The organism is Streptomyces sp. NPDC051636, assembly GCF_044453765.1.
Lineage (GTDB): Bacteria > Actinomycetota > Actinomycetes > Streptomycetales > Streptomycetaceae > Streptomyces.
Map to the genome: position 1 here is coordinate 71208 of NZ_JBITDA010000007.1, position 22836 is coordinate 94043.

General features: G+C 72.7%; 23 protein-coding genes and 1 pseudogene. 7 read left to right on the forward strand and 17 right to left on the reverse strand.

Annotation, left to right across the window (positions count from 1 at the left end; translation table 11 throughout):
• Nucleotides 1-44 precede the first annotated feature (44 nt).
• The 3 genes from ACIBBH_RS15380 to ACIBBH_RS15390 form a co-directional block, all read right to left on the reverse strand.
• Complete coding sequence (locus ACIBBH_RS15380) at nt 45-587, reverse strand: hypothetical protein (protein ID WP_399404730.1); 543 nt, start codon at nt 585-587, stop codon at nt 45-47.
• Between the two features lie 8 nt (nt 588-595).
• Nucleotides 596-2935, reverse strand: coding sequence for an FHA domain-containing protein (locus tag ACIBBH_RS15385; protein ID WP_399404731.1), 2340 nt, complete (start codon nt 2933-2935; stop codon nt 596-598).
• A gap of 82 nt (nt 2936-3017) precedes the next feature.
• Nucleotides 3018-3428, reverse strand: a complete 411-nt coding sequence (locus ACIBBH_RS15390; protein WP_399404732.1) for a hypothetical protein — start codon at nt 3426-3428, stop codon at nt 3018-3020.
• A 343-nt stretch (nt 3429-3771) separates the two neighbouring features.
• Between ACIBBH_RS15390 and ACIBBH_RS15395 the strand changes: the two genes are divergently transcribed.
• A complete protein-coding gene (locus ACIBBH_RS15395; protein WP_399404733.1) occupies nt 3772-4155 on the forward strand; it encodes a nuclear transport factor 2 family protein in 384 nt (127 codons plus the stop codon).
• A gap of 161 nt (nt 4156-4316) precedes the next feature.
• On the opposite strand, the gene mgrA is transcribed toward ACIBBH_RS15395, so the two are convergent.
• Complete coding sequence (mgrA, locus tag ACIBBH_RS15400; RefSeq protein WP_399404734.1) at nt 4317-5309, reverse strand: L-glyceraldehyde 3-phosphate reductase; 993 nt, start codon at nt 5307-5309, stop codon at nt 4317-4319.
• Between the two features lie 112 nt (nt 5310-5421).
• Here mgrA and ACIBBH_RS15405 point away from each other — a divergent pair, with 112 nt between their 5' ends.
• The 3 genes and pseudogenes from ACIBBH_RS15405 (at nt 5422) to ACIBBH_RS15415 (ending at nt 8161) form a co-directional block, all read left to right on the forward strand.
• Complete coding sequence (locus ACIBBH_RS15405) at nt 5422-6345, forward strand: LysR family transcriptional regulator (RefSeq protein WP_399404735.1); 924 nt, start codon at nt 5422-5424, stop codon at nt 6343-6345.
• Nucleotides 6346-6749: 404 nt separating this feature from the next.
• A pseudogene (locus tag ACIBBH_RS15410) lies at nt 6750-7618 on the forward strand (carotenoid oxygenase family protein).
• A gap of 27 nt (nt 7619-7645) precedes the next feature.
• Nucleotides 7646-8161 (forward strand): DUF664 domain-containing protein, encoded by a 516-nt coding sequence (locus ACIBBH_RS15415; RefSeq protein WP_399404736.1) that lies wholly within the window; start codon nt 7646-7648, stop codon nt 8159-8161.
• Here ACIBBH_RS15415 and ACIBBH_RS15420 read toward each other — a convergent pair.
• The 6 genes from ACIBBH_RS15420 to ACIBBH_RS15445 form a co-directional block, all read right to left on the reverse strand.
• On the reverse strand, nt 8143-9213 hold the full coding sequence (locus ACIBBH_RS15420) for an adenosine deaminase (protein WP_399404737.1): 1071 nt from the start codon (nt 9211-9213) through the stop codon (nt 8143-8145). The genes ACIBBH_RS15415 and ACIBBH_RS15420 overlap by 19 nt on opposite strands.
• A gap of 44 nt (nt 9214-9257) precedes the next feature.
• The gene (locus ACIBBH_RS15425) at nt 9258-9653 is read right to left on the reverse strand and encodes a VOC family protein (RefSeq protein WP_399404738.1); all 396 of its coding nucleotides are present in this window, start codon (nt 9651-9653) and stop codon (nt 9258-9260) included.
• 292 nt (nt 9654-9945) lie between these two features.
• Nucleotides 9946-10194, reverse strand: coding sequence for a hypothetical protein (locus ACIBBH_RS15430; protein ID WP_399404739.1), 249 nt, complete (start codon nt 10192-10194; stop codon nt 9946-9948).
• Nucleotides 10191-10565: a BlaI/MecI/CopY family transcriptional regulator gene (locus ACIBBH_RS15435; RefSeq protein ID WP_399404740.1), complete on the reverse strand. Its 375-nt coding sequence runs from the start codon at nt 10563-10565 to the stop codon at nt 10191-10193. The genes ACIBBH_RS15430 and ACIBBH_RS15435 overlap by 4 nt, the downstream gene beginning before the upstream one ends.
• Before the next feature lie 98 nt (nt 10566-10663).
• The gene (locus tag ACIBBH_RS15440; RefSeq protein WP_399404741.1) at nt 10664-11575 is read right to left on the reverse strand and encodes an aldo/keto reductase; all 912 of its coding nucleotides are present in this window, start codon (nt 11573-11575) and stop codon (nt 10664-10666) included.
• A 117-nt stretch (nt 11576-11692) separates the two neighbouring features.
• Nucleotides 11693-13015: an aldehyde dehydrogenase family protein gene (locus ACIBBH_RS15445; protein WP_399404742.1), complete on the reverse strand. Its 1323-nt coding sequence runs from the start codon at nt 13013-13015 to the stop codon at nt 11693-11695.
• A gap of 181 nt (nt 13016-13196) precedes the next feature.
• Here ACIBBH_RS15445 and ACIBBH_RS15450 point away from each other — a divergent pair, with 181 nt between their 5' ends.
• A complete protein-coding gene (locus tag ACIBBH_RS15450) occupies nt 13197-14243 on the forward strand; it encodes an acyl-CoA dehydrogenase family protein (RefSeq protein WP_399404743.1) in 1047 nt (348 codons plus the stop codon).
• 3 nt (nt 14244-14246) lie between these two features.
• On the opposite strand, the gene ACIBBH_RS15455 is transcribed toward ACIBBH_RS15450, so the two are convergent.
• The 6 genes from ACIBBH_RS15455 to ACIBBH_RS15480 form a co-directional block, all read right to left on the reverse strand.
• Nucleotides 14247-15389 carry an LLM class flavin-dependent oxidoreductase gene (locus ACIBBH_RS15455; protein ID WP_399404744.1) on the reverse strand — a complete coding sequence of 381 codons (1143 nt, stop codon included), beginning with the start codon at nt 15387-15389 and terminating at the stop codon, nt 14247-14249.
• A gap of 48 nt (nt 15390-15437) precedes the next feature.
• Nucleotides 15438-16622, reverse strand: a complete 1185-nt coding sequence (locus tag ACIBBH_RS15460) for an SfnB family sulfur acquisition oxidoreductase (protein WP_399404745.1) — start codon at nt 16620-16622, stop codon at nt 15438-15440.
• Between the two features lie 5 nt (nt 16623-16627).
• Nucleotides 16628-17182, reverse strand: coding sequence for an NADPH-dependent FMN reductase (gene ssuE / locus ACIBBH_RS15465; protein ID WP_399404746.1), 555 nt, complete (start codon nt 17180-17182; stop codon nt 16628-16630).
• Nucleotides 17183-17244: 62 nt separating this feature from the next.
• Entirely contained in the window at nt 17245-18462 is a 1218-nt protein-coding gene (locus ACIBBH_RS15470) for an acyl-CoA dehydrogenase family protein (protein ID WP_399404747.1), read from the reverse strand.
• Between the two features lie 45 nt (nt 18463-18507).
• On the reverse strand, nt 18508-19635 hold the full coding sequence (gene sfnG / locus ACIBBH_RS15475; protein ID WP_399404748.1) for a dimethylsulfone monooxygenase SfnG: 1128 nt from the start codon (nt 19633-19635) through the stop codon (nt 18508-18510).
• 155 nt (nt 19636-19790) lie between these two features.
• Nucleotides 19791-19874, reverse strand: coding sequence for a putative leader peptide (locus ACIBBH_RS15480; protein ID WP_350760414.1), 84 nt, complete (start codon nt 19872-19874; stop codon nt 19791-19793).
• Nucleotides 19875-20011: 137 nt separating this feature from the next.
• Between ACIBBH_RS15480 and ACIBBH_RS15485 the strand changes: the two genes are divergently transcribed.
• Nucleotides 20012-20932, forward strand: coding sequence for a LysR family transcriptional regulator (locus ACIBBH_RS15485; RefSeq protein ID WP_399404749.1), 921 nt, complete (start codon nt 20012-20014; stop codon nt 20930-20932).
• On the opposite strand, the gene ACIBBH_RS15490 is transcribed toward ACIBBH_RS15485, so the two are convergent.
• Nucleotides 20929-21102, reverse strand: a complete 174-nt coding sequence (locus ACIBBH_RS15490; protein WP_399404750.1) for a hypothetical protein — start codon at nt 21100-21102, stop codon at nt 20929-20931. The two genes, ACIBBH_RS15485 and ACIBBH_RS15490, sit on opposite strands and share 4 nt — an antisense overlap.
• Nucleotides 21103-21293: 191 nt before the next feature.
• Between ACIBBH_RS15490 and ACIBBH_RS15495 the strand changes: the two genes are divergently transcribed.
• Nucleotides 21294-22823: an SDR family oxidoreductase gene (locus tag ACIBBH_RS15495; RefSeq protein ID WP_399404751.1), complete on the forward strand. Its 1530-nt coding sequence runs from the start codon at nt 21294-21296 to the stop codon at nt 22821-22823.
• Nucleotides 22824-22836: the final 13 nt, after the last annotated feature.

Sequence of the window (22836 nt, forward strand, 5' to 3'; positions counted from 1 at the left end):
CCCCCACGGGCAGGTGGGCCTGTGCGGGCCTGTCCTGCCGTCCGTCAGCGCTCGGCCTCGGGGGTCACCACGCGGGTCGGGGCGTGGCGCGGGCCGGTGGTCGGGATCGCGCGGTCCGTGGCGTAGGTGGTCAGCCGTTTGCCGTCCCCGTACACCCACCGCTCCTCGTCGGTGTCGTACAGCCACATGGACTCGCCGTCGACCACCACCCCGATCCGCAACTCCCGGGTACGGTCGCGGAAGGACTCCCCGTCGAGGCCGCCGGCCACGAGGTCCTCCACCGCGGCCCGGTAGTCGGCCAGGGCCCGTTCGGCCCGGGCCAGCAGAGGGCGCGGGTCGGTGGTGCCGTCGACCTCGCCGCCCGTGACGGGCGGATCGTCGGGGACGCTGACCAGGAAGCGGCCGTCGACCCAGGCGGTCCAGCCGTTGGCGCACCGGATGTGCCCCCAGTCGCCGCGCCGCTCCACGAGCTCCACCGGCAGCAGCGGGTCGAGGGGGACGGTGGGGCGGTCGGGGTCGGGGGCCTCCCAGGCGGGCATGCCGTGCTGGGGGACGACGTGGGTGGGCCGGAAGCCGGGGGTCGTCATCGCGGCGCCTACTTCCGCATCACGGCGGGTTCCTGCCGGCGCAGCAGCCGGGTGACCGCCCAGCCGGACAGCGCCGACAGCACCACCAGCATGGCCAGGTCGAGCAGCCACACGCCGGCGGAGTGCCTGAAGAGCGGGTCGGCGGTCAGCGCGCCGGGCACGATCCGGGCGAGCCCGACCGTGCCGGCCATGGCGCCGAGCGCCCACCTGGAGGGCACCAGCCAGGACAGCTGCTCCAGGCCGGGGACGCCGTCCAGCGTGAGCAGGGCACCGCAGAAGACGACCTGGACGACGGCCAGCAGCACCAGCAGCGGCATCGTCACCTCCTCCTTGCGCACCAGCGCAGAGACCAGCAGGCCGAGCATCATCGCCGTGAAGGCCAGCAGGGCCACCGCGAGGGTGATCTCCGCCAGGGGTGGCAGCAGCACGCCCTGTCCGCCGGGCGAGTTGAGGTCGACACCGTACAGCGCGACCAGGGTGAGCACCACGGCCTGCAGCACGGTGACCGTGCCCAGTACCGCGACCTTGGACAGCAGATACGCCGATCTGGACAGGCCCACGGCCCGCTCCCGCCGGTAGATCACGCGTTCCTTGACGAGTTCGCGCACCGCGTTGGCCGCGCCGGTGAGCACGCCGCCGACGCACAGCAGGAGCAGCGCGTTCATCGCGGTCTCCTGGGTCAGCTTCGAGCCGCCCAGCGCCCGCGCCATGGCACCCATCACGAACGGCAGCGCGATCATGACGGCGAGGAAGACGCGGTCGGCGGCGAGCACGGCCGTGTAACGGCGCACCAGCGTGCCGAGCTGGGCTCTCCGGCTGCGGGGCCGGGGCGGCGGGGCCATGACGACCGGACCGGAGCGGGGCTGCCGCGGCTGGGCGGTCGAGCGGACGACGTACTGCCGGTGGAGCGGCGAGTCCCGGTACTCCCCCGCCCAGTCCCGGTCGCGGTCGCGTTCGAAGGCCTCGAAGGCCTCGGGCCAGTGCGCGAAGCCGAAGAACGGCAGGGCGTCCCCGGGCGGCCCGAAGTACGCCACCTTGCCGCCCGGCGCGAGCACCAGGAGCCGGTCGCAGACGTCGAGGCTGAGGACGCTGTGGGTGACGACGATGACGGTGCGGCCGTCGTCGGCGAGCCCGCGCAGCGTGTGCATCACCGACCGGTCCATGCCGGGGTCGAGTCCGGACGTCGGCTCGTCGAGGAAGAGCAGCGACGGCTTGGTCAGCAGCTCCAGGGCCACGCTGACCCGCTTGCGCTCTCCGCCGGAGAGGCTGTGCACCCGCTGTCCGGCGCGCTGCTCAAGGCCCAGCTCGCGGATGACCTCGTCGGCGCGGGCCTGGCGTTCCGCCTTCCCGGTGTCCTGCGGGAAGCGCAGTTCGGCGGCGTAGGACAGGGCGGCGCGCACGGTCAGCTGGGTGTGCAGGATGTCGTCCTGCGGCACCATGCCGATGCGCTGGCGCAGCTCGGCGTAGTCGTGGTAGAGGTCGCGGCCGTCGTACAGGACGGTGCCGTGGTCGGCGGGACGCTGCCCGGTCAGGGCGTGCAGCAGGGTGGACTTCCCGGCGCCGCTGGGCCCGACGACCGCGAGGAGGCACTTCTCGCCCACCGGGAAGGAGACGTCGTGGAGGAGGACCTTGCGCCCGCTTTCGACGACGACGGTGAGGTCCTGCACGTCGAGGCAGACCTCGCCGGTGTCGACGTACTCCTGCAGCTCGTCCCCGACCAGGCAGAACGCGGAGTGGCCGATGCCGACGATGTCACCGGGGGCCAGCGGCGCGCCGGTGACGCGCCGGCCGTTGAGGTACGTGCCGTTGTGGCTGCCGAGGTCGACGATCTCGTACGAGCCGTCGGCGAGGGCGCGCAGTTCGGCATGCCGGCGGGAGGCGAGGAGGTCGTCGACGACGATGTCGTTGTCGGTGGCCCGGCCGATGCGGACGGCGCGCGCGGCGAGCCGCCGTACGCTGCTCGGCCGCCGGAAGGTGCCGGTCAGGCCGGGCATCGACACCCGGGAGGGGCGGTCCTCGGGGGGCGCGGGGCGGTCGGCCAGGACCGCGCGGGGGCCGTCGGCCGGGTTGCCGAAGCGGATGACGCTGCCCGGGCCGACACCCCGGGCGTGGACGCGGCGGCCGTCGGCGTAGGTGCCGTTGGTGCTGTGCTCGTCCTCGAGCGTCCAGTGGCCGTCCGCGGGCCGCAGCACCGCGTGGTGCCACGAGACCCGGGCGTCGTCGAGGACGATGTCGCTCGCCGGGTCGCGGCCGACGTGGTAGTCACGGCCCGGGCTCATCACCGTGGAGCCCGTGTCGGTCTCCAGGACGAGTTCGGGCGCCGTCGGGGCGACCGGCCGGTCCGTCATGGCCTGGATTCTACCGATTCGACCACCTGCACGCCCGGGCTGTGGGCCAGGGGTGGACCGGGCCGCGACCCGTTGTCGCGTGTCAGGCGACGGGAACGATGAGCGCCGGGATGGTGCGCTGCATGCGCAGGGCGTCGACGGACTCCGCGAGCAGCTCGTACTCGGTGGTGTCGTCGTTGGCGGCGATCCGCACCAGCCGTCCGTCGGCCAGTTCGTCGGCGACGAGCTCCTGCCGGCCCGTGTCGGCGCACCAGGCGCGCAGCACGCCGGGCACGTCGGTGACGCTGTCCGCGACCGGCACCAGGGCGTGCGGCGGGAAGTGCGGGCTGTCGGGCTGCGGGTCCAGCCGCTCGGCGATCCACAGGGCCCGGTCGCGCAGCCACCACAGGGCCAGCGCCAGGGTCGGCGCGCGGTAGGTGCCGAGCGGTACGCCGATGCGCCGCCCGTCGCACCAGCCGTACGCCGTGACATGACACAGGAATTCGTCGTGCACGATCACTCCCCCGTCGCGTCGGTCTGCTGGCGGCCGGGCCCTCGCTTTCCGTGCGGCTCCTGTGCGGTGAAGTGCCCCTGGCGTTCGAGTATCTTCACTACTGACACTCTGTCACCATGACTTTCCGGCCAGTCTGTTGGCATATTCACGGCCGTTCTTGGCCGAAACCGGCCGGAGCGGGCGCCCCCGCTCTTCCGCCTCGCGTCCGCCATTACCCGGGGAGTAATCGACCCTCGCGACGCCCGACGGCATGGTGGTCTTACCGGTTCGGCGCAGCGAAGAGACGCGCCGAAGATCCGGTTTCCCGACCAGCAGTTCCGACCTCGATGGAGGCTGATTCGCCATGTCCGTGAACCCGAACCGTTACGAGACCGCCGCCGCCCGCTACTTCGAGGCGTGGAACGCCGCCGGCCCGGAGGCCCTGGCCAAGGCGGTCGCCGCCGCCTGGACGGCAGACGGCTCCTACACCGACCCGCTGGCCGACGTCACCGGGCACGAGCAGATCGCGGCGCTGATCGCCGGGGCGCACGAGCAGTTCCCCGGCTTCGTCTTCCGTCCGCTGGGCGTCGTGGACGGGCACCACGACACCGCCCGCTTCGCCTGGGAGCTGGTGAACGAGGCCGACGGCTCCGCGCCGGTAGCCGGATCCGACGTGGTCACGCTGGACGCGGCGGGCCGGATCACCTCGGTGCTCGGCTTCCTGGACCGGGTGCCGGCCGGGATGTGACGGCCGGCCGTGCGCCTTGTCGACGACGCGGGCCGCCCCGTACGGGATCCCGCCCGCCGGCTCAGGACGGTCCCGCAGGGGGCCGGCCACAAGTGTCTGGTGCGACCCGGAGGCGGCCGCCCGCCTCCGGAAGGTGAGCGAGCACCTCACGGGTGCGCGCCTCACGGCGTGACGACCGCGTCGATGCGCGCGAGCTCCTCCGCGTCGAAGTCCAGGTTGCGGATCGCGGCCACGCTGTCCGCCAGCTGCTGCGGGCTGCTCGCGCCGACGAGGGCGGAGGTCACCCGGCCGCCGCGCAGCACCCAGGCCAGGGCGAGCTGGGCCAGGGTCTGGCCGCGGGACTTGGCGACCTCGTCGAGGGCGCGCAGCCTGCCGACCAGTTCCTCGGTCACCGCGTCGGAGGTGAGGAAGGGGCTGTCGCTCGCCGCCCGGGAGTCCTCGGGGATGCCGTCGAGGTAGCGGGCGGTGAGCAGGCCCTGCTCCAGCGGGGAGTAGGCGATGGAACCGACCCGCAGCTCGTCCAGGGTGTCGAGCAGTCCCTGCTCCTCGGGTCGGCGGTCGAGCACAGAGTAGCGCGGCTGGTGGATCAGCAGCGGGGTGCCCAGCTCGCCGAGGATGCGGGCGGCCTCGCGGGTCTGCTCCGGCGAGTAGTTGGAGACGCCGACGTACAGGGCCTTGCCCTGCTGGACCGCCGCGTGCAGGGCGCCCATCGTCTCCTCCAGGGGAGTCTCCGGGTCCGGGCGGTGCGAGTAGAAGATGTCGACGTAGTCCAGGCCCATCCGCTTCAGGCTCTGGTCGAGGGAGGACAGCAGGTACTTGCGCGAGCCCCATTCGCCGTAGGGGCCGGGCCACATCAGGTAGCCCGCCTTGGTGGAGATGACCAGCTCGTCGCGGTACGGCGCGAGGTCCGCAGTGAGCGCCTCTCCGAAGGCGGACTCGGCGGCGCCGGGCGGCGGGCCGTAGTTGTTGGCCAGGTCGAAGTGGGTGACGCCGAGGTCGAAGGCGCGGCGCAGGATGGCGCGCTGGGTCCCGACCGGTCGGTCCGGGCCGAAGTTGTGCCACAGGCCGAGCGACAGCGCGGGGAGCTTCAGGCCGCTGCGTCCGGTGCGCCGGTAGGGCATCTCCGCGTAACGGCCGGGGTGTGCGGTGTACAACGCGACTCCAGAGGGGTTGGCACACGATCTACCGGTGTCCACTCTTGCCCGAGCCGCGTGCAGCGGTCCAACAGAAGAATCCGATGGAATTCAGCGACTAAGGTTCTCAATCATGGAACTGCGTCACCTCCAGCACTTCGTCGCCGTCGCCGAGGACCAGCACTTCACCCGGGCGGCGGAGCGGCTGATGGTGTCCCAGTCGGGACTGTCCGCGTCGATCCGCGCGCTGGAGCGGGAGCTCAGGGCGCCGCTGTTCGTGCGGACCACCCGCCGAGTGACGCTGACCGAGGCGGGGCGCGCGCTGCTCGTCGAGGCGGAGCGGATCCTGGCGCAGGTCAGGTCCGCGCACGAGGCGGTGGCCGCGGTACAGGGCGTGCTGCGCGGGACGCTGGCGCTGGGCACCGAGCAGTGCATCGCCGGGGTGCACGTGGCGGGACTGCTGGCCGCGTTCCGGCGGCGCCATCCGGACGTGGAGATCCGGCTGCGGCAGGCGGGCTCGGGCGCCCTGGCGGAGGAGGTGGCGGCCGGGCGACTGGACCTCGCGTTCGCCTACCGCACGCAGACGGACACCGACCAGCCGCGGTCGGTGCCGCTGACGAGCGAGCCGATGACGGTGCTGTGCCATCCCAGCCACCGCCTCGCCACGGCCGGCGCGGCGCTCACGCCGGACGATCTCGGCGGCGAGGTCTTCGTCGACTTCCACCCCGGCTTCGGCCCGCGCCGCGCCACCGACGCGGCCTTCGCCGCCGCCGGCGTACGGCGCACGGTCGCCCTGGAGGTCAACGACGTCCACAGCCTCCTGGACCTGGTGGACGAGAACCTCGGGATCGCCGTCGTGCCCCGGCACTTCCGCCACAAACGGCCGGCGCTCACGGCGCTCCCCCTTAAGGGAACGGGCGAGGCGGAGTACGAGACCGTCGCCCTGCTGCCGCCCGAGACCGCCACCAGCCCCGCGGCCCGCGCCCTGGTCACGCTGCTCGGAACGCTCGGAACGGGGGGCCCGGCACCACCCCACGACGGGGCCCACCCCTCCTGACCCGGGCCCGGAGCCACCGCAGACTCGTGAACGTCTCTCACACCAACCGCGGTCAGGAGAAGGCCGGATGACGGAGCACACACGACGGAACGTACTGCGCGGCGCGGCGGGGAATCGCGGCGGCGGCGCGCTCATCGGGACGGAGCCGCCTCGGGCAACAGCGGCGCCGGATGAGGTGACGGTCCGTCACTTGCCCTATCGCGAGGGCGCGTTGAGCCGGTCACCGAGGAGCTGACCGCCTTCGGCCTGCCGGTCCGCGCGAGCTGAACGGCCGCTTCCTGCGCAACGGCCCCCGACGTGCTCGGCCTGGAGGAGCCGCGCTCCCACCACTGGACGCTCGGCGAGGGCATGGTGCACGGCGTCCGGCTGCGCGACGCGACCCGCGCTCCGGCGAACTGCACGCGATCGCCTATTACCCCACCTGGGGCCACGTACGGCACCTGGTCGTCGACCCGGCGGGCCGGATCAGCCGGACCACGCGCATCCCGGTGGCGGGCGCACCGATGATGCACGACTTCGCGCTCACCGAGCGGTACGTCGTCGTCTTCGACCTCCCGGTCACCTTCGACCCGGCCGCTGCCGGGCGCGGCGACCCGGTGCCGTACGTCTGCAACCGCGAACACCTCGCGCGCGTGGGCCTGTTGCCGCGGGCAGGCGGAGAGGTCCGCTGGTTCGACGTGGAACCGGTGTTCTCCTCCACGCGCTCAACGCCTACGACGACGGCCCGCACGTCGTGATCGACATGACGACCTTTCCGGCGCCCTTCCACGTGGCCGGCCTCGGCTCGGACGGCCCGTACGGGGCGGGCACCACCAAGCTGGAGCGCTGGACCGTCGCCCCGCGCCGGGGCCGGGTCCGTACGGCGACCCTCGACGACCGGCCGCAGGAATTCCCGCGGGTGAACGAGGCGTTGGTCAACCGCCGCCACCGCTACGGCTACTCGGCGACGGCGGCCGAGCTGACCCTGGCGGAGCTGACGGGCGAGGGCAATCCGCCCGACCGGGCCTCCGCCAACGCCCTCATCAAGCACGACCTGCTGCGCGGCACCACGCAGGTGCACCGGCTGCCGAGGGACGCGGCGGCCGGAGAGGCGGTGTCCCGTCGGCCGCCGAGACGACGGGTACGCCGTCGCGTACGTCCACAACCCGGACCGCGGGGCCGCCGACCTGGTGATCCTCACCGCGCAGGATTTCACGGGCGAGCCCGTGGCCCGGTGCACCTGCCGGGGCGGGTGCCGCTCGGCTTCCACGGGAGCCGGCTTCCGGACGCATGACGGCACGCGATGCGCGATGGTGGACCTATGCATGCAAGGGACATCCTCATCGACGGCTACGGCCGCATCCGGGAAGAAGTCCATGCCACCCTCGACGGGCTCGGGCCGGACGACCTGCACGCCCGCCCGGACCCCGAAGCCAACTCCATCGCCTGGCTGGTCTGGCACCTCACCCGGGTCCAGGACGACCACGTCGCCGACGCCTTCGACCTCGACCAGGTGTGGCTGTCACAGGGCTGGGACAAGCGCTTCGGGCTCGGCCTGCCCCGCCACGACACGGGGTACGGGCACAGCGCCGCGAAGGTCGCCAAGGTGCGGGTCGACTCCGCCGGCCTGCTGACCGGGTACTACGACGCCGTGCACGAACAGACGCTCGGCGTGCTGCGCGACCTGCCCGCCAAGGACCTGGAACGCATCGTGGACGAGCGGTGGGATCCGCCGGTCAGCCTGGGCGTGCGGCTGGTGAGCGTCCTGTCCGACGATCTGCAGCACATCGGACAGGCCGCCTACCTCCGGGGGCTGCTTCAGAGCGCGGCCGCATAGCCGGGCAGGACCACGTCCTCGATGAGGGCCTTGCGCTCGTCGAACGGGAGGAACGCGCTCTTGAGGGCGTTCACCGTGACCGTGCGCAGGTCCTCGACCGTCCAGCCCGCCTCCTCGACGAGCAGGGACATCTCCCGGGTCATCGTCGTGCCGGAGACCAGCCGGTTGTCGGTGTTGAGGGTGACCCGGAAGCCCAGGTCCTTCAGGGCGGTGATGGGGTGCTCCGCTATCGAGGAGGCCGCGCCGGTCTGCAGGTTGGAGGTCGGGCACATCTCCAGGGCGATGCGGCGGTCGCGCACCCAGCCGGCCAGGCGGCCGAGCTTGCCGTCGACGACGTCCTCGGTGATGCGCACGCCGTGGCCGATGCGCTGGGCGCCGCACACCTGGACGGCCTGGTGAATGCTGGGCAGGCCGTGCGCCTCGCCGGCGTGGATGGTGAAGGGCACGCTCTCGCGGCGCAGGTGCTCGAAGGCGGCCAGGTGGTCGGCGGGAGGGAAACCGTCCTCGGCGCCGGCGATGTCGAAGCCGACGACACCGGCGTCGCGGTAGGCGACGGCCAGGTCGGCGGCCTCGCGGACGCGGTCGAACATCCGCATGCCGCACAGCAGGGTGCCGACGCGGACCGGGGTACCGGCGGCGGCCGCCTTGGCCATGCCGGCGGCGAGGCCCTCCTGGACGGTCTCCACGACCTCGTTCAGTGTCAGCCCGCCCTTCAGCATCAGCTCCGGGGCGTAGCGCACCTCGCCGTAGACGACGCCGTCGGCGGCGAGGTCGAGGACGTACTCCTCGGCGGTGCGCAGCAGGCCCTCGCGGGACTGCATGACGGCGAGGGTGTGCTCGAAGGTGGCGATGTAGCGGACCAGGTCGCCGGAGTTGGCGGCCTCGAAGTACCAGGCGGCCAGCTCGTCGGGGTCGGTGGTGGGCAGGGTGTGGCCGACCGCGGCCGCGAGCTCGACGACGGTGGCGGGGCGCAGGCCGCCGTCCAGGTGGTCGTGCAGCACGGCCTTGGGCAGCCGGCGGAGGGTGTCGGTGTCGATGCGGGGCGCGGTCATGGGCGTGCTTCCTCGGCAGATGGTGGTGCGGTGGTTTCGGTGGATCAGTCGGTGGCGGGCTGGAGCAGGTCCCAGCGGTTGCCGTACAGGTCCTGGAAGACGGCGACCGTGCCGTACGGCTCGTGCCGCGGCTCCTCCAGGAAGATCACGCCGATGGCGGCCATCCGGGCGTGGTCGCGGGCGAAGTCGTCGGTGTGCAGGAAGAAGCCGACGCGCCCGCCGGTCTGGTCGCCGACCCGGGCCCGCTGGGCCCCGCCCCTGGCGCGGGCCAGCAGCAGGCCGGTGCCCGTTCCCTCCGGCCCGGCCTCCACGACGACCCAGCGGGAGCCGTCGGGCCGCGGGGCGTCCTCGGCGAGCCGGAATCCGAGGGCCTCGGTGTAGAAGCGGATCGCCTCGTCGTAGTCGTCGACGACGAGGGTGACCAGGGCGACGCGTCTCATCGAGGCCTTTCCGAGGAGTGCTGGAGGAGGGTGGTTGACGGGTGAGGTTATACGTAAAACCCCGTGGGCGCCAGTCAGGGTGGCCAGGGTTCCGACGGTCCGGCCGTGAGCCTGCGCTGAGCGGCTCTCCTCACCCTGGGCGGCCTCCACCCGGTGATGGAAGTCGATCAGCCCGGTCGCCGAGGCGGCGAAGGAGAGGGTGGCGCAGGCTGCGAGGAGGAGGGGGTCCAGGGGGCGGCGCGGTGGGGACCGGCGAGGAGGGCCCGGACGCGCTGCGGGACGGGGCCGGTCGTCACGGCCGGGGCGAAGTCCGGGCGTTCGGAGGGTAGGCGTGGCCGACGAGGGCGGCGAAGACGGACAGCGCGAGCAGCCCGGACAGCACGAAGGCACCGAGCGCGGCGAGCGAGCAGCCCGCCCACACGACCGCCGAGACGGTGATCACCCACAGCGCGGCGACGGGCGCGAGCCGGTCGACGCTCCGCCGGGCCGGCGCGGGCAGGGCGAACGTCAGCACGAGCGGCAGGAGCAGCAGGGCGGTCATCGCTCCGCGGGGGGTTCGAGCAGATCACGCAGGATGCGTTCGTCGTCGGGGCTGAGCTGGGCGACGAAGCGGGCGAGTACGGTCTCGCGGTCACTGTCGCGGTCGAGTTCGGTGTGCATCCGGCGGCCGGTGAGGCCGTGGGCGTCCTGGACCGGGAAGTAGGCGTAGCCGCGACCCTGCCACCGCCGGTCGACGACACCCTTGTCGTGCAGACGGGACAGGATCGTGGTCACCGTGGTCCGCGCCAGGTCCGTACCGAGACCGAGCTGCACCTGACCGGGCGTCTGGGGCACCCCGGCGGCCCAGAGGGCGGCCATGACACTCGCTTCCAGCTCGCCGGCCGGGCGGCGCTGGTCCTTCGTGTCGGTCATGGGAACGTTCCTCATCCCGTCTTCGTCTGCAACTCGGTGGACCGTCTGCGCGACCGTGGCCGTTCGGGTGCCGTCCTACGGCTGTGCCCGCACGCCCATTATGAAAGGGGCCGCCTCGTGTGCAGAGCGTTCAGCCGCTCCAGTTCGCCGCCGGTGAGCCGCAGCGCGCCCGCGGCGACGTTCTCGGCCAAGTGGTCGGGGTTGCCGGTGCCGGGAATGGCGAGCACGTGCGGGCCCTGGTCCAGCGTCCAGGCGATGCGGACCTGCGCCGGGCCCGCGCCGTGGGCGCGGGCCACGGCGCGGACCCCGTCGTCCTCGTCGCCGGTCGCGCCGTGCGCGCCGCCCTCGCCGGCGACGGCGAAGAAGGGGACGAAGGCGATACCCCGTTGTCCGCAGATCCGCAGGAGGTCGTCGGTCTGCGGGTCCGGCCTGCCGAGCCCGTACCGGTTCTGCACGCACACCACCGGGGCGATCTCAAGCGCCTCGGCGAGATGACGCGGCTCGACTTCGGACACGCCCAGGTGCCGGATCAGCCCGGCTTCCCGCAGTTCGGCCAGGGCGCCGAAGTGCTCGGCGATCGAGTCCTGGCGCATCCGGCGGAGGTTGACCACGTCGAGGTGGTCGCGGCCCAGCTGGCGCAGGTTCTCCTCGACGTGCCCGCGCAGCTGGTCGGGCCGGGCGGAGGTGCCCCACTCGCCGGAGCAGTCGCGGAGGGGACCGACCTTCGTGACGATGACCAGGTCGTCCGGGTAGGGAGCCAGCGCGGTGTTGAGGAGTTCGTTGGCGGAGTGCAGGGAGGAGAAGTAGAAGGCCGCCGTGTCGATGTGGTTGACGCCGAGCTCGACCGCCCTGCGCAGCACGGCGACCGATCGTTCACGGTCGCTGGGCGTGCCGAGGTGGAAGGCGGCGCTGCCCGTCAGCCGCATGGCGCCGAAGCCGACACGGTGGACGGGCAGGTCGCCGAGTGTCCAGGTGCCGGACGCGTCCGCGGTGATCGCTTGAGTGGTCATCGGCGGAGTTTCGCAGGCGCCCTCCCGCGGGGGCTGTCAGCGGTGGAGGTCACCCGGTGCAGTGAAGATCCCTCGGGCCCAACCGCTCGTGCGGCCGGGCCCGAGGGATCCCCTGACTCAGCTCAGCGGCTTCGCCAGTACCGCCTTGCGGTGGCTGAACGTCTCGATCGAGTAGCGGCCGTGGTAGCTGCCCATGCCGCTCTCCCCCACACCGCCGAACGGCAGGTCGGAGACGGTGAGATGGGCGAGCGGCAGGCCGTAGCCGAGGCCCCCGGATGACGTCTCGGCGGCGATCCGCTCCCGCGTCTCGTCGGACTCGGTGAAGACGTACAGCGCGAGTGGCTTGTCGCGGTCGTTGATGAAGTCGATCGCCGCGTCCAGGTCCGGCACCGTGACGATCGGCAGGATCGGGCCGAATATCTCCTCCTGCATCACGGGGGACTTCGGATCGACGTCCGCCAGGACGGTCGGCGCGATGTACTTGGCCGCACGGTCGCGGTCGCCGCCGACGGCCACGCGGCCGGAGTCGAGCAGGGCGCTGAGCCGGTCGAAGTGACGCTCGTTGACGATCCGGCCGTATTCGGCCGAGGCCGCCGGGTCGGTGCCGTACAGCGCCTCGACGGCCCGGACGAGCGCGGGTTCGAGGGCGGCGGCGGTCTCCGGGTCGGTCAGCACGTAGTCGGGGGCCACGCAGGTCTGGCCGGCGTTGAGGAACTTGCCGCGCGCCAGGCGGTCGGCGACCGCGTCGAGGCCGGTCCCGCGGTCGACGAAGGCCGGGGACTTACCGCCGAGTTCGAGAGTGACCGGGGTGAGGTGCTCGGCGGCGGCGCGCATCACGATGCGGCCGACGGTGCCGTTGCCGGTGTAGAAGATGTGGTCGAAGCGCTCGGCCAGCAGGGCCGTGGCCTCCGGCACGCCGCCCTCCACGACGGCGACCGCGTCGGTGTCGAGGTACGCCGGGATCAGCCGGGCCAGCGCGGCCGAGGTGGCCGGGGCCAGCTCGCTGGGCTTGGCCACCACCGCGTTGCCCGCGGCCAGCGCGCCGACCATCGGGGCGAGCAGGAGCTGGGCCGGGTAGTTCCAGGGGGCGATGACCAGGACGACGCCGAGCGGGTCGTGCTGCGTCCAGGCCGTCGCGTCGGCGCCGAGGTGCGCCGGGACGGGCGCGGGCTCGGGACGCAGCCACCCGTCGAGGTGGTCGAGGGTGTGGTCGATCTCGCGGACCGTGAAGTCGATCTCGGTCCGGTAGGCCTCGGTGCTGCTCTTGCCCAGGTCGGTGTGGAGCGCGGCGGCGAGCGCGTCGGCGTTCTCCGTGAGCATCGCGCGCAGGCGGCCCAGTTGGCCGGTGCGCCACTCGACGGGCTTGGTGCGGCCGGTGCGGAAGGTGGCGCGCAGCCGGGCCACGATGTCGGCGGGCTGCTCGGGGGTGGAGTGGTTCACGGTGCCTCGCTGGTGTGCAGGGACCTTGCGGCCCGAGGGTACGGCCTCGACGGTTCAGATGTAAACACCAACCTTTCAGGTGCCAAATGAATTCCGGGCCGGCAGGTCGTCTCACCTCCTGCGCGAACGGCACACCCCCCGGATGGACATCTCACCGGAGGGAATCGGGAGAATCCTGTGCATGACCGTCGCAGCACACCCCCTCGTCGTCCGCGCCCGCCTGCTCGCGGACGAGTTGCTCGCCCCGAACGCCGAGCGCGTCGACCAGGAGGAGGTGCCCGCGAGTCACATCGAGGCGATCAGACGGTCGGGCCTGCTCGGGGTGAGCGCGCCCAAGGAGTACGGCGGGGCCGAGGCGCCGGCCGGGGTGGCCCGGGAGACGGCGGAGATCCTGGCCGGGGCGTGCTGCTCGACGTGGTTCGTGGTGACGCAGCACCACACCCCGGTGAAGCTCCTGGCCTCGTCCGATCAGCCCGTGCGCGAGCGGCTGCTGCGTCCCCTGGCCTCCGGCGAGCTGCTGGCGGGCATCGCCTTCGCACACGTCCGCGCCTTTCCCCGGGTACCGGTGCGGGCCGTCCCCGAGCGCGGGGGCTGGCGCTTCGACGGCGTCGTGCCCTGGTACACGGGCTGGGGGCTGAACGACATGATGCTGCTGGCGGGCGTCACCGACGCGGCCGAGGTGGTGTTCGCGTTCGGCGAGGCGCGTGAGCAGCCGGGGCTGCGCCCGTCGCCGCCGATGCGGCTCGCGGCGCTCACCGCCGCCCGTACGGTCTCACTGCGCCTGGACGGCATGTGGCTGCCCGGGGAGGCGGTCGTCCTGCGCACTCCGCAGGACAGGTTCGCCCTCGTCGACCGGCCCAGGAACACCAACGCCTCACCGGCCGTCTTCGGTGTGGCGTACGCGGCGCTCGCCCTGCTGGACGAGGTCCCGGATGCGGCGGACGCGGCGCGTGCACTGCGCACCCGCCTGGACGAGGTGCGGGGGCAGGCGTACGCCCTCTGGGACCACCCGGTGCCGCACGAGCGCATCGAGGAGCGGCTCGCCCTGAAGACGCGGGCGTTCGACCTGATGCGTGCCGCGACGACCGCCGCGATCGTGGCGGGGGGCGGGCGGTCCCTGGATCGCGCAAGCCGCGCCCAGCGGCTGGCCCGCGAGGCGATGTTCCTGCTGGTCCAGGGGCAGACGAGCGAGGTGCGCAGGGCTCACCTCGACCATCTGGCCGGCTGAGGTTCAGCTCGCGAACGGCACCTGTGCCGAGGGGGCGTCCCGCTGTCCGGCCGGATGCCGCCACAGGCCCTGCGCGGCCAGCCGTGGCAGCACGCCCTCGCCGAACCAGTAGGCCTCTTCCAGGTGCGGATAGCCGGAGAGCACGAACTCGTCGATGCCGAGGGCGTGGTACTCCTTGATCCGCTCGGCGACCTCCTCATGGCTGCCGACCAGCGCGGTCCCCGCACCCCCGCGTACCAGCCCGATCCCGGCCCACAGGTTGGGACTGATCTCCAGCCCGTCCCGGCCGCCGCCGTGCAGCGCGAGCATCCGCTGCTGCCCCTCGGACTCGCTGCGGGCCAGCCCGGCCTGGACGGACCGTACGGTCTCGGGGTGGAAGCCGTCGAGGAGCCGGTTCGCCTCGGCCCAGGCCTGCTCGGCGGTGTCCCGGGTGATGACGTGCAACCGGATCCCGAACCGCAGCGTCCGCCCCTCCTTCGCGGCCAGTCCCCTGACCCAGGCGATCTTCTCGGCGACCTGCGCGGGCGGCTCGCCCCAGGTGAGGTACACGTCGACGTGCCGGGCCGCGATCTCCCCCGCGATCGGCGAGGATCCGCCGAAGTACACCTCGGGGACGGGATCGGGCACCCGGGCCAGCTTCGCGTCCTCGACCTGGAGGTGCTCGCCGTGCAGGTCGACGGTCTTGCCGTCCCACAACTCCCGTACGATCTGCAGGAATTCCCCGGTACGGCGGTAGCGCGTGTCCTTGTCCAGGAAGTCGCCGTAGGCCCGCTGCTCGTGGCTCTCCCCGCCGGTGACCACGTTGAGCAGGAGCCGCCCGCCGGTCTGCCGCTGGAAGGTGGATGCCATCTGCGCGGCGAGCGTGGGCGAGACGAAGCCGGGCCGGAAGGCCACCAGGAACTTCAGACGGTCGCTCGCCTGGGAGACCATCGCCGTGGTCAGCCACGCGTCCTCGCACCAGGCACCGGTCGGGGTGAGCGCGCCGACGAAGCCGAGGTCCTCGGCGGCGCGGGCGATCTGGCTCAGGTAGGCGACCGTCGGCGGCCGGTCCCGCCCGGAGGCGGTGGCCGGGGTGCCGTGGCCGCCGCCGACGACGTGACGGCTGTCGCCGTTGGTGGGCAGGAACCAGTGGAAGGTGAGGGACACGTGGGGGTCTCCGATCGCGAGTGTCCGTTGTCCGGCTGTCCGGCGGGGTCAGAGGAGGCCGTGGCGGGGAGGCCGCGTGCCGTTCAGCGTGTACCGGCCGATGTGCTGGATCTTCCAGCGCGTCGGGTCGTGCAGGGTGTGGGTGCGGGCGTCGCGCCAGTGCCGGTGCAGGTTCAGCGAGTTGAGCGCCGAGCGGGTGCCGGACACCTCGAACAGGGCGCTCGCCACCTCCACCGCCGCCTGGGCCGCCCGTACCTTGGCCGCGGCGACCGCGATGGACGCCTCGGCCGCCGAGTCGTCGGTGAGGCCGGCGTGGGCCGCGTCCACCGTGCGGGCGGCCTCGCGCAGCAGAGCCTGAGCCGCCCGCACCTGCAGGGCGAGTTCGCCGAAGCGCTGGATCAGCAGCGGGTCCTCGGCGGCCGTGTCGACGCCGCTCTCGAACCAGGGCCGGCTCTTCGTCCGTACGAACGCGGCGGCCTCGGCCAGCGCTCCCTGGGCGATCCCGGTGTCGATGGCCGCGTGCAGCAACTGGGCGACCGCGCCGTGGAGTTGGGGGCCCTGGAAGGTGAGGTGGTGCGGCAGGACCCGGTCGGCGGGGACCGGGACGGCGTCCAGGCGGACGGTGCCGCCGGCCGTCGTACGCTGGCCCATGCCGTCCCAGTCGTCGACGACCGTGACACCGGGGGCGTCGCGGGGGACGTACGCCACGTGGAGGTTGTCGTCCTCGGCACGGGCCAGGACGGGGATCCAGTCGGCGAAGAGGGCGCCGGTGGAGTAGTGCTTGACGCCGGTCAGGAGGTAGGAGCCGTCCGGCTGGGGTTCCAGGCGGGTGCGGATGTCCTGGACGTGCCGGGTGCCCGCCTCCGACTGGGCGTTGCCGAAGCGGCGGCCCGCGAGCAGCTCGGCGAAGAAGAACTTCCGCTGCCGCTCGGTCCCTTGGCGGCGGATGACGTTGACGTAGGCGAAGTGGCTCTGCGGGATCTGCGCCAGGCTGCCGTCGGCGGACCCCAGCAGCCGGAAGATCTCCGCCAGGGTCTGCGCGCGGATGTCCGCGCCGCCGTGCTCGGCGGGCACGGTGACCGCGAGCAGGCCCGAGGCGGACAGCCGGTCCAGCTCGGCGCGGGGGAGCCGCCGTTCCGCGTCCCGCTCGGCTGCGCCGGCCCGGAAGTCCTCGGCCAGCGCCGCCGCGACGGCGAGCGCCTCGGCGTCGTCGGCGATGACATGTGCGGTCATGGCGCTCAGCTCGCCGCCGCGAGCAGCGGGGAGCGTCCCAGCGCGGCCGAGAACTGGTCGAGCACCTGGCCGAGGGCCTCACCGACGGCCGGGGTGACGGTCAGGGCGCCGTCGTCGTGCACGGTGATGTCCTTGTCGAGGGTGAACCAGCCCTGGACGATGTGTGCGGCACCCATGGAGTTCAGGACCGGGCGGAGCGCGTAGTCGATGGCGAGCACGTGGGCGGTGCTGCCGCCGGTGGCCAGCGGCAGTACGGTCTTGCCGGTGAGCGCGTACTGCGGGAGCAGGTCGAGCAGCGCCTTGAGAACACCCGAGTACGAGGCCTTGTAGACGGGGGTGCCGACCACCACCCCGTCCGCGCGGGCGAACAGTTCGGTCGCCTCGACGACGGCCGGGTGCCGGAAGTCCGCGCCCAGCAGCGCCTCGGCGGGGATGGTGCGGACGTCGAGCGGAATCACCTCGTGCCCCTGGGCGGTCAGCCGCTGGTCCAGGTGGCGCAGCAGGCGGTTGGTGCGGGAGGCGGCGGACGGGCTGCCGGAGACGGACAGGACGGTGGCCATGGGTCCCTCTTTCTGCGGAGCCCGGGCGCCCGTCGCGGGACGGGCGCCCGGGAGGGGAACGGTCAGGAATACCAGGTGGGTTCGGGCAGTTCGCCCTCGAGGACCCAGCGGCCGACCTCGCGCCGCTTGTAGGCGACGGGGTCGTGCAGGGTGTGCGTACGGATGTTGCGCCAGAAGCGGTCCAGGCCTTCGGCGGTGGCGGTGGAGCGGGCGCCGGTGACCTCGAAGATCCGGTTCGCGATCTCCAGGGCGACGTCGGTGGCCCGTGCCTTGACGGCGGCCACCCGCACCTCGAACTCGCCGCGCGCCCGCTCGGTGACCGCGTCGGGGTCGTCGTGCAGCTTCTGTCCCTCGGCGGCGACCGCGTCGGCCAGTGCCTCGACCGCCCAGAGCTTGGCGGTGAGGTCGCCGTAGGCGTCGATGACGTACGGCTCGTCGACCGCGCGCTCGTACCCGCCGTGCAGCCAGGACCGCGCCTTGGTGCGGGTGTAGGTGGCGGCCGTCTCCAGCGCGCCGCCCGCGATGCCGAGGTAGAAGTTGACGAAGACCAGCTGGATCGTGGGGACGTTGAGGGTGTTGTAGATCCGGGGCCGGAACTGCTTGTCGACGTAACCCGCCGCCGACGACCAGGGCGTGCGCACGCCGTCGAGGGTGACGCTGCCGCTCTCGGTGAGCCGCTGGCCGATGTTGTCCCAGTCGTCGTGGAAGACCAGTCCCTCGCTGTCGGAGGGCACGATGGCGAAGACGTGCTGGTCGGTGCCTTCGAGGACGCCTTCCAGGACGGTGACGTCGGACACCTTGCTGCCGGTGGAGAAGGACTTGCGGCCGGTGAAGACCAGGTCGTCGCCGTCCTCGGTGACGACCACGTCCTTGTCACGCGGGTTGACCGCGCCGCCGAAGAACCAGCGGCCCCGGGCGGCCTCGGCCTCGACCTGCTCCCACTGCTCGCGGGTGCCGACCAGGCGGGCGGCCCAGTTCCACAGGTAGTGGTAGCCGAGGAGCTGGCCGATGGAGCCGTCGGCCTTGGCGACCTCGCGGACGACCCGGTAGGCGGTGGGCCAGTCCTGCCCTGCGCCGCCGTGCTCGGCGGGGCCGAGCAGGGTGACCAGGCCGGCGTCCTTCAGCAGCTGGACTTCTGCGTACGGGATGGCGCCCGCCCGGTCGCGGGCGGCGGCGTCGGTGGCGAGGACGGCGGCCACCTCGGCGGCCCGGGCGATCCATTCCCCGGCGGTCTGCGGGGCGGGGCGGGTCTGCCACTCGGTGGGCGTGACGGTACTCATGCTGGGGTGACCTCTTTCGCGGTGCGGTGCGGAAGGCGGGGAGGGTCAGGCGTGCACGGGGGCGGAGGCCGACTCGGTCTCGGCGTCGGGCAGTTGGGCTTCCAGCTCCCGTACGAGGGGCAGCACCCGCCTGCCGAAGTACTCGACCTCCTCGTGGTAGTGCAGGAAGCCGAGGAGGAAGAGGTCGACGCCGAGCTTCTTGTAGGCGACGACGCGCTCCGCGATCTGTTCCGGGGTGCCGATGAGCCCGGTGCGGAAGCCGTCGTTGTACTGGACCAGGTCCTCGAAGGAGGAGTCCTGCCACATGCCCTTGCCGTCGGCGGTGGACTGCCCGGCCTGCTTCACCGCCGCTCCGAAGCCCTCGACGGCCTCGGTGTCGGCCTGGGCCACGATCTCCCGGAGGGTTTCGCGGGCCTCGGCCTCGGTGTCGCGGGCGATGAGGAAGCCGTTGAGACCGAACTTCGGTGCCGTGCGGCCCGCTTCGGCGGCGGACTTCCGTACGTCCGCGATCTGCTCGATGACCCCGTCGAAGTCCTTGCCGTTGGAGAAGTACCAGTCGGAGACCCGGCCGGCCATCTGCCGGGCGGCCGTGGAATTGCCGCCCTGGAAGATTTCCGGGTGCGCGCGCTCGGGGGTGATGAGCGGCTTGGGCTTGAGGGAGAAGTCGCGCAACCGGTAGAAGTCACCGGCGAGTTCGGCGTGGTCCTCCGTCCAGATCGAGCGGAGGGCGCGGATGAACTCCTCGGAGCGGCGGTAGCGCTCGTCGTGCTCCAGCCAGGGCTCACCGAGGGCGGTGAACTCGCCCTTGAACCAGCCGGAGACGACGTTGACCGCGAAGCGGCCGTTCGAGAGGTGGTCGGCGGTGGCGCCGAACTTGGCGAGGACGCCGGGGTGCCACAGGCCGGGGTGGACGGCGGCGATGACCTTCAGGCGCTGGGTGGCGAGGAGCAGGGCGAGGCTGAAGCTGGTCGACTCGTGCTGGTTCTCGGCGCCGTAGCTGGCCATGTAGCGGACCTGGCTGAGCGCGTAGTCGAAGCCGTTGTTCTCGGCGAGGACGGCGAGTTCGCGGTTGTAGTCGTACCCCCAGTCGGTGCGCTGCTCGATCCTGCTGGTGACCAGTCCCCCGCTGACGTTGGGGACCCAGTAGGCGAATTTCACGGGCGCTGCGGACATGCGGAACTCCTGTTGCGGAATGCGCTCGAGCATCTTTGTGAGCACGCCGAATTCCGGCCACGCGGCACGAGAAAGGCTCCGGGCACGCGGGCACGCGAAAGACAGGGAATTCGGACGGTGAAGGAGGGGGAAGAAGGCGGCGGCTCGGACGAGGATCAGGCCGCGGCGCAACAGGAGGCGCTGGAGACGCGCGCGAGGTCGACGTGGCGTCGCCGCGTGAGGTCCAGTCGCATCTTCATGCCGTCGATCGTGGCAGCCGCCGGTGACGGCAGTCAAGGAAAACCCGACCGTTCTCGCATCCCGGACCATTGAATTTCACGAAGGCGTGACAGGGAAACCCTTGAACCGGCCCGGGAAATGGCCGCAGTCTGCGGTCGTGCGGATAGAACAGCTGGAATACATCGCGGCCGTCACCCGGCTCGGCTCTCTGCGCCGGGCCGCCGAGGAACTGCGGCTTTCCCAGCCCGCGTTGAGCGAGACCGTGCGCAACCTCGAACGGGAGCTCGGAGTCGACCTGCTGGAGCGCAAGCGATCCGGGGCCAGGATGAGCGCGGAGGGCCGGGAGCTGCTGCCGCACATCGTCGGCGTACTGGAGGCGGTGGACCGGCTGCGGTCGGCCGCGGGCGAGCAGCACCGGGTCAGCCGCATGGTGCGGGTAGGCACGGTCAACGCGGCGACCGTGCCCCTGCTCATCCCGGTGGTCCGGGACTTCCGGGCCGCTCACCCGGTCACGCAGGTGGAGGTGGTGGGCGCGCAGCAGGCGGAGATCCACCGGGGGCTGTCCGAGGGCGGTTTCGACCTGGGGCTGGTGAACCACCTCGACGGGGACGACGTACCCGCGTGCTTCGAGTCCGCCGAGCTGCTGCGCGGCCGTCCGGTGGTATGCGTGCGCCCCGACAGCCCGCTGGCCTCCCTGGCGGCGGTCTCGGTCGAGGACCTGCTCGGCGTGCCGCTGATCGCGATGCGCACCGGATATGTGATGCACCGTTACGTCCACCGGCTGCTGGCCGGCCGCACCCCGTCCTTCTCGTACTCCACCGACGGCGCCGAGATGGGCAAGCTGATGGTCGCCGAGGGGCTGGGGGCGACGGTACTGCCCGACTTCAGTGTCGTCGGGGACCCGCTGGAGCGGTGCGGCGCGCTCACCCACCGGCCGCTGACCGACGAGACCACGCGGGTGCTGCTGATGCTCCAGCGCCGCCGGGCGGAGTCCGTGCCGCAGGCGGCGCGGGACCTGCACGAGGCGTTCGTGCGCCGGGCGCGCGAGCTGGGCGGAGCGCTGCCCGGACCGCGCTAGGCGGCCTTGTCCTCTCCTGTGCGCACCACCACGAGGAACGCGTCGGACTTCAGGTCCATCACCACGGTCGCGGGTTCGCCCTCAGCCCGGCGCCGGGCCGCGTACTCCTCCGCCGGCCACGATCCGCGCGGAGCTCCCGCGGGGAACCGCTCCAACACCTTCGCGCCCATAGCGGCTGGTCACCTCCGGTTTCGATGGGGGTACGGGACGTTCACCACGTGTATTACTCCGGCTGCCCCGGATCGGCGCGGACATGTCCCGGATCGGCGGCGATGTCCGCACGGTGCGTCCGAACACCCCGCCCGCGTGGAAGTGGTCCCAGGAGGAGCCGGCACGCGCCGGCAGGAAGGGCGGACGACCCATGAAGAGTGACCACGCCGGAGCGGGACCGCGGTGCCTGGTGACGGGTGCCACGGGGTACATCGGCGGCCGGCTCGTGCCCGAGCTGCTGGCCGCCGGCCACCGGGTGCGCTGCCTGGCCCGCTCCCCCGGCAAGCTGCGCGACCATCCATGGGCGGGCGAGGCGGAGGAGGTCCGGGGAGACGTGACCGACGCCGCCTCGGTCGCCGCGGCGATGCGGGACGTCGACGTCGCCTACTACCTGGTGCACGCGCTGGGCACGGGCAGGGAGTTCGAGGAGACCGACCGCCGCGCTGCGCGGATCTTCGGGGCGGCGGCCCGGGCCGCGGGCGTCCGGCGTGTCGTCTACCTCGGCGGCCTCACCCCGGCGGGCGTGCCGGAGCACGAACTGTCGCCGCACCTTCGGTCGCGGGCGGAGGTGGGCCGCATCCTGCTGGATTCGGGGGTGCCCGTCACCGTCCTACGGGCCGCGGTCATCATCGGGTCCGGCTCCGCCTCCTTCGAGATGCTCCGCTACCTCACCGAGCGACTGCCCGTGATGGTCACCCCGAGGTGGGTGCGCACCCGCATCCAGCCTGTCGCCGTGCGGGACGTGTTGCGCGCCCTCGTCGGCAGCGCGCGCATGCCGGAGGAGGTCAGCGGGAGCTTCGACCTCGGGGGCCCGGACGTCCTGACGTACCGGGACATGATGATCCGGTACGCGAAGGCGGCGGGCCTGCCCCGGCGGCTCATCGTCCCCGTGCCGGTGCTCACGCCCGGGCTGTCCAGCCATTGGGTGGGCCTGGTGACTCCCGTTCCCGCGTCCATCGCCAGGCCGCTCACCGAGTCGCTGCGGCACGAGGTGGTCTGCCGCGGGCAGGACATCACGCGGTACGTGCCCGCCCCTGCCGGACACCCGCTCGGCTTCGACGAGGCGGTCCGGCTGGCCCTGCGACGCGTCCGCGAGGCCGACGTCACCACGCGCTGGTCCTCCGCCTCGGTGCCCGGCGCGCCCAGCGATCCGCTGCCCACCGACCCCGACTGGGCGGGCGGCAGCCTGTACACCGACCACCGCGAGGCGGGGGTGGACGCCCCCGTCGACGCGCTGTGGCGGGTGATCGAGGGCGTGGGCGGTGACAACGGCTGGTACTCCTTCCCCCTCGCCTGGGCCCTGCGCGGGTGGCTGGACCGGCTGGTCGGCGGAGTCGGCCTGCGCCGGGGCCGCCGGGACGCGCAGCGGCTGCGCGCGGGCGACTCGCTGGACTTCTGGCGGGTCGAGGAGATCGAGCCGGGGCACCTGTTGCGGCTGCGGGCCGAGATGCGGCTGCCGGGCCTGGCGTGGCTGGAGATGTACGCCGAGCCGGAGGGCACCGGCCGCAGCCGGTACCGCCAGCGGGCCCTGTTCCATCCGCACGGGCTGCTCGGCCACGTCTACTGGTGGGGCGTGTCGCCGTTCCACGCCCTGGTGTTCGCCGGTATGGCCCGCAACATCGCACGCGCGGCCACCCGCACCCCGCCCACCCTCACGGGGGAACGCGCAGCGCTGCCCTGACAAATCCTCAGCG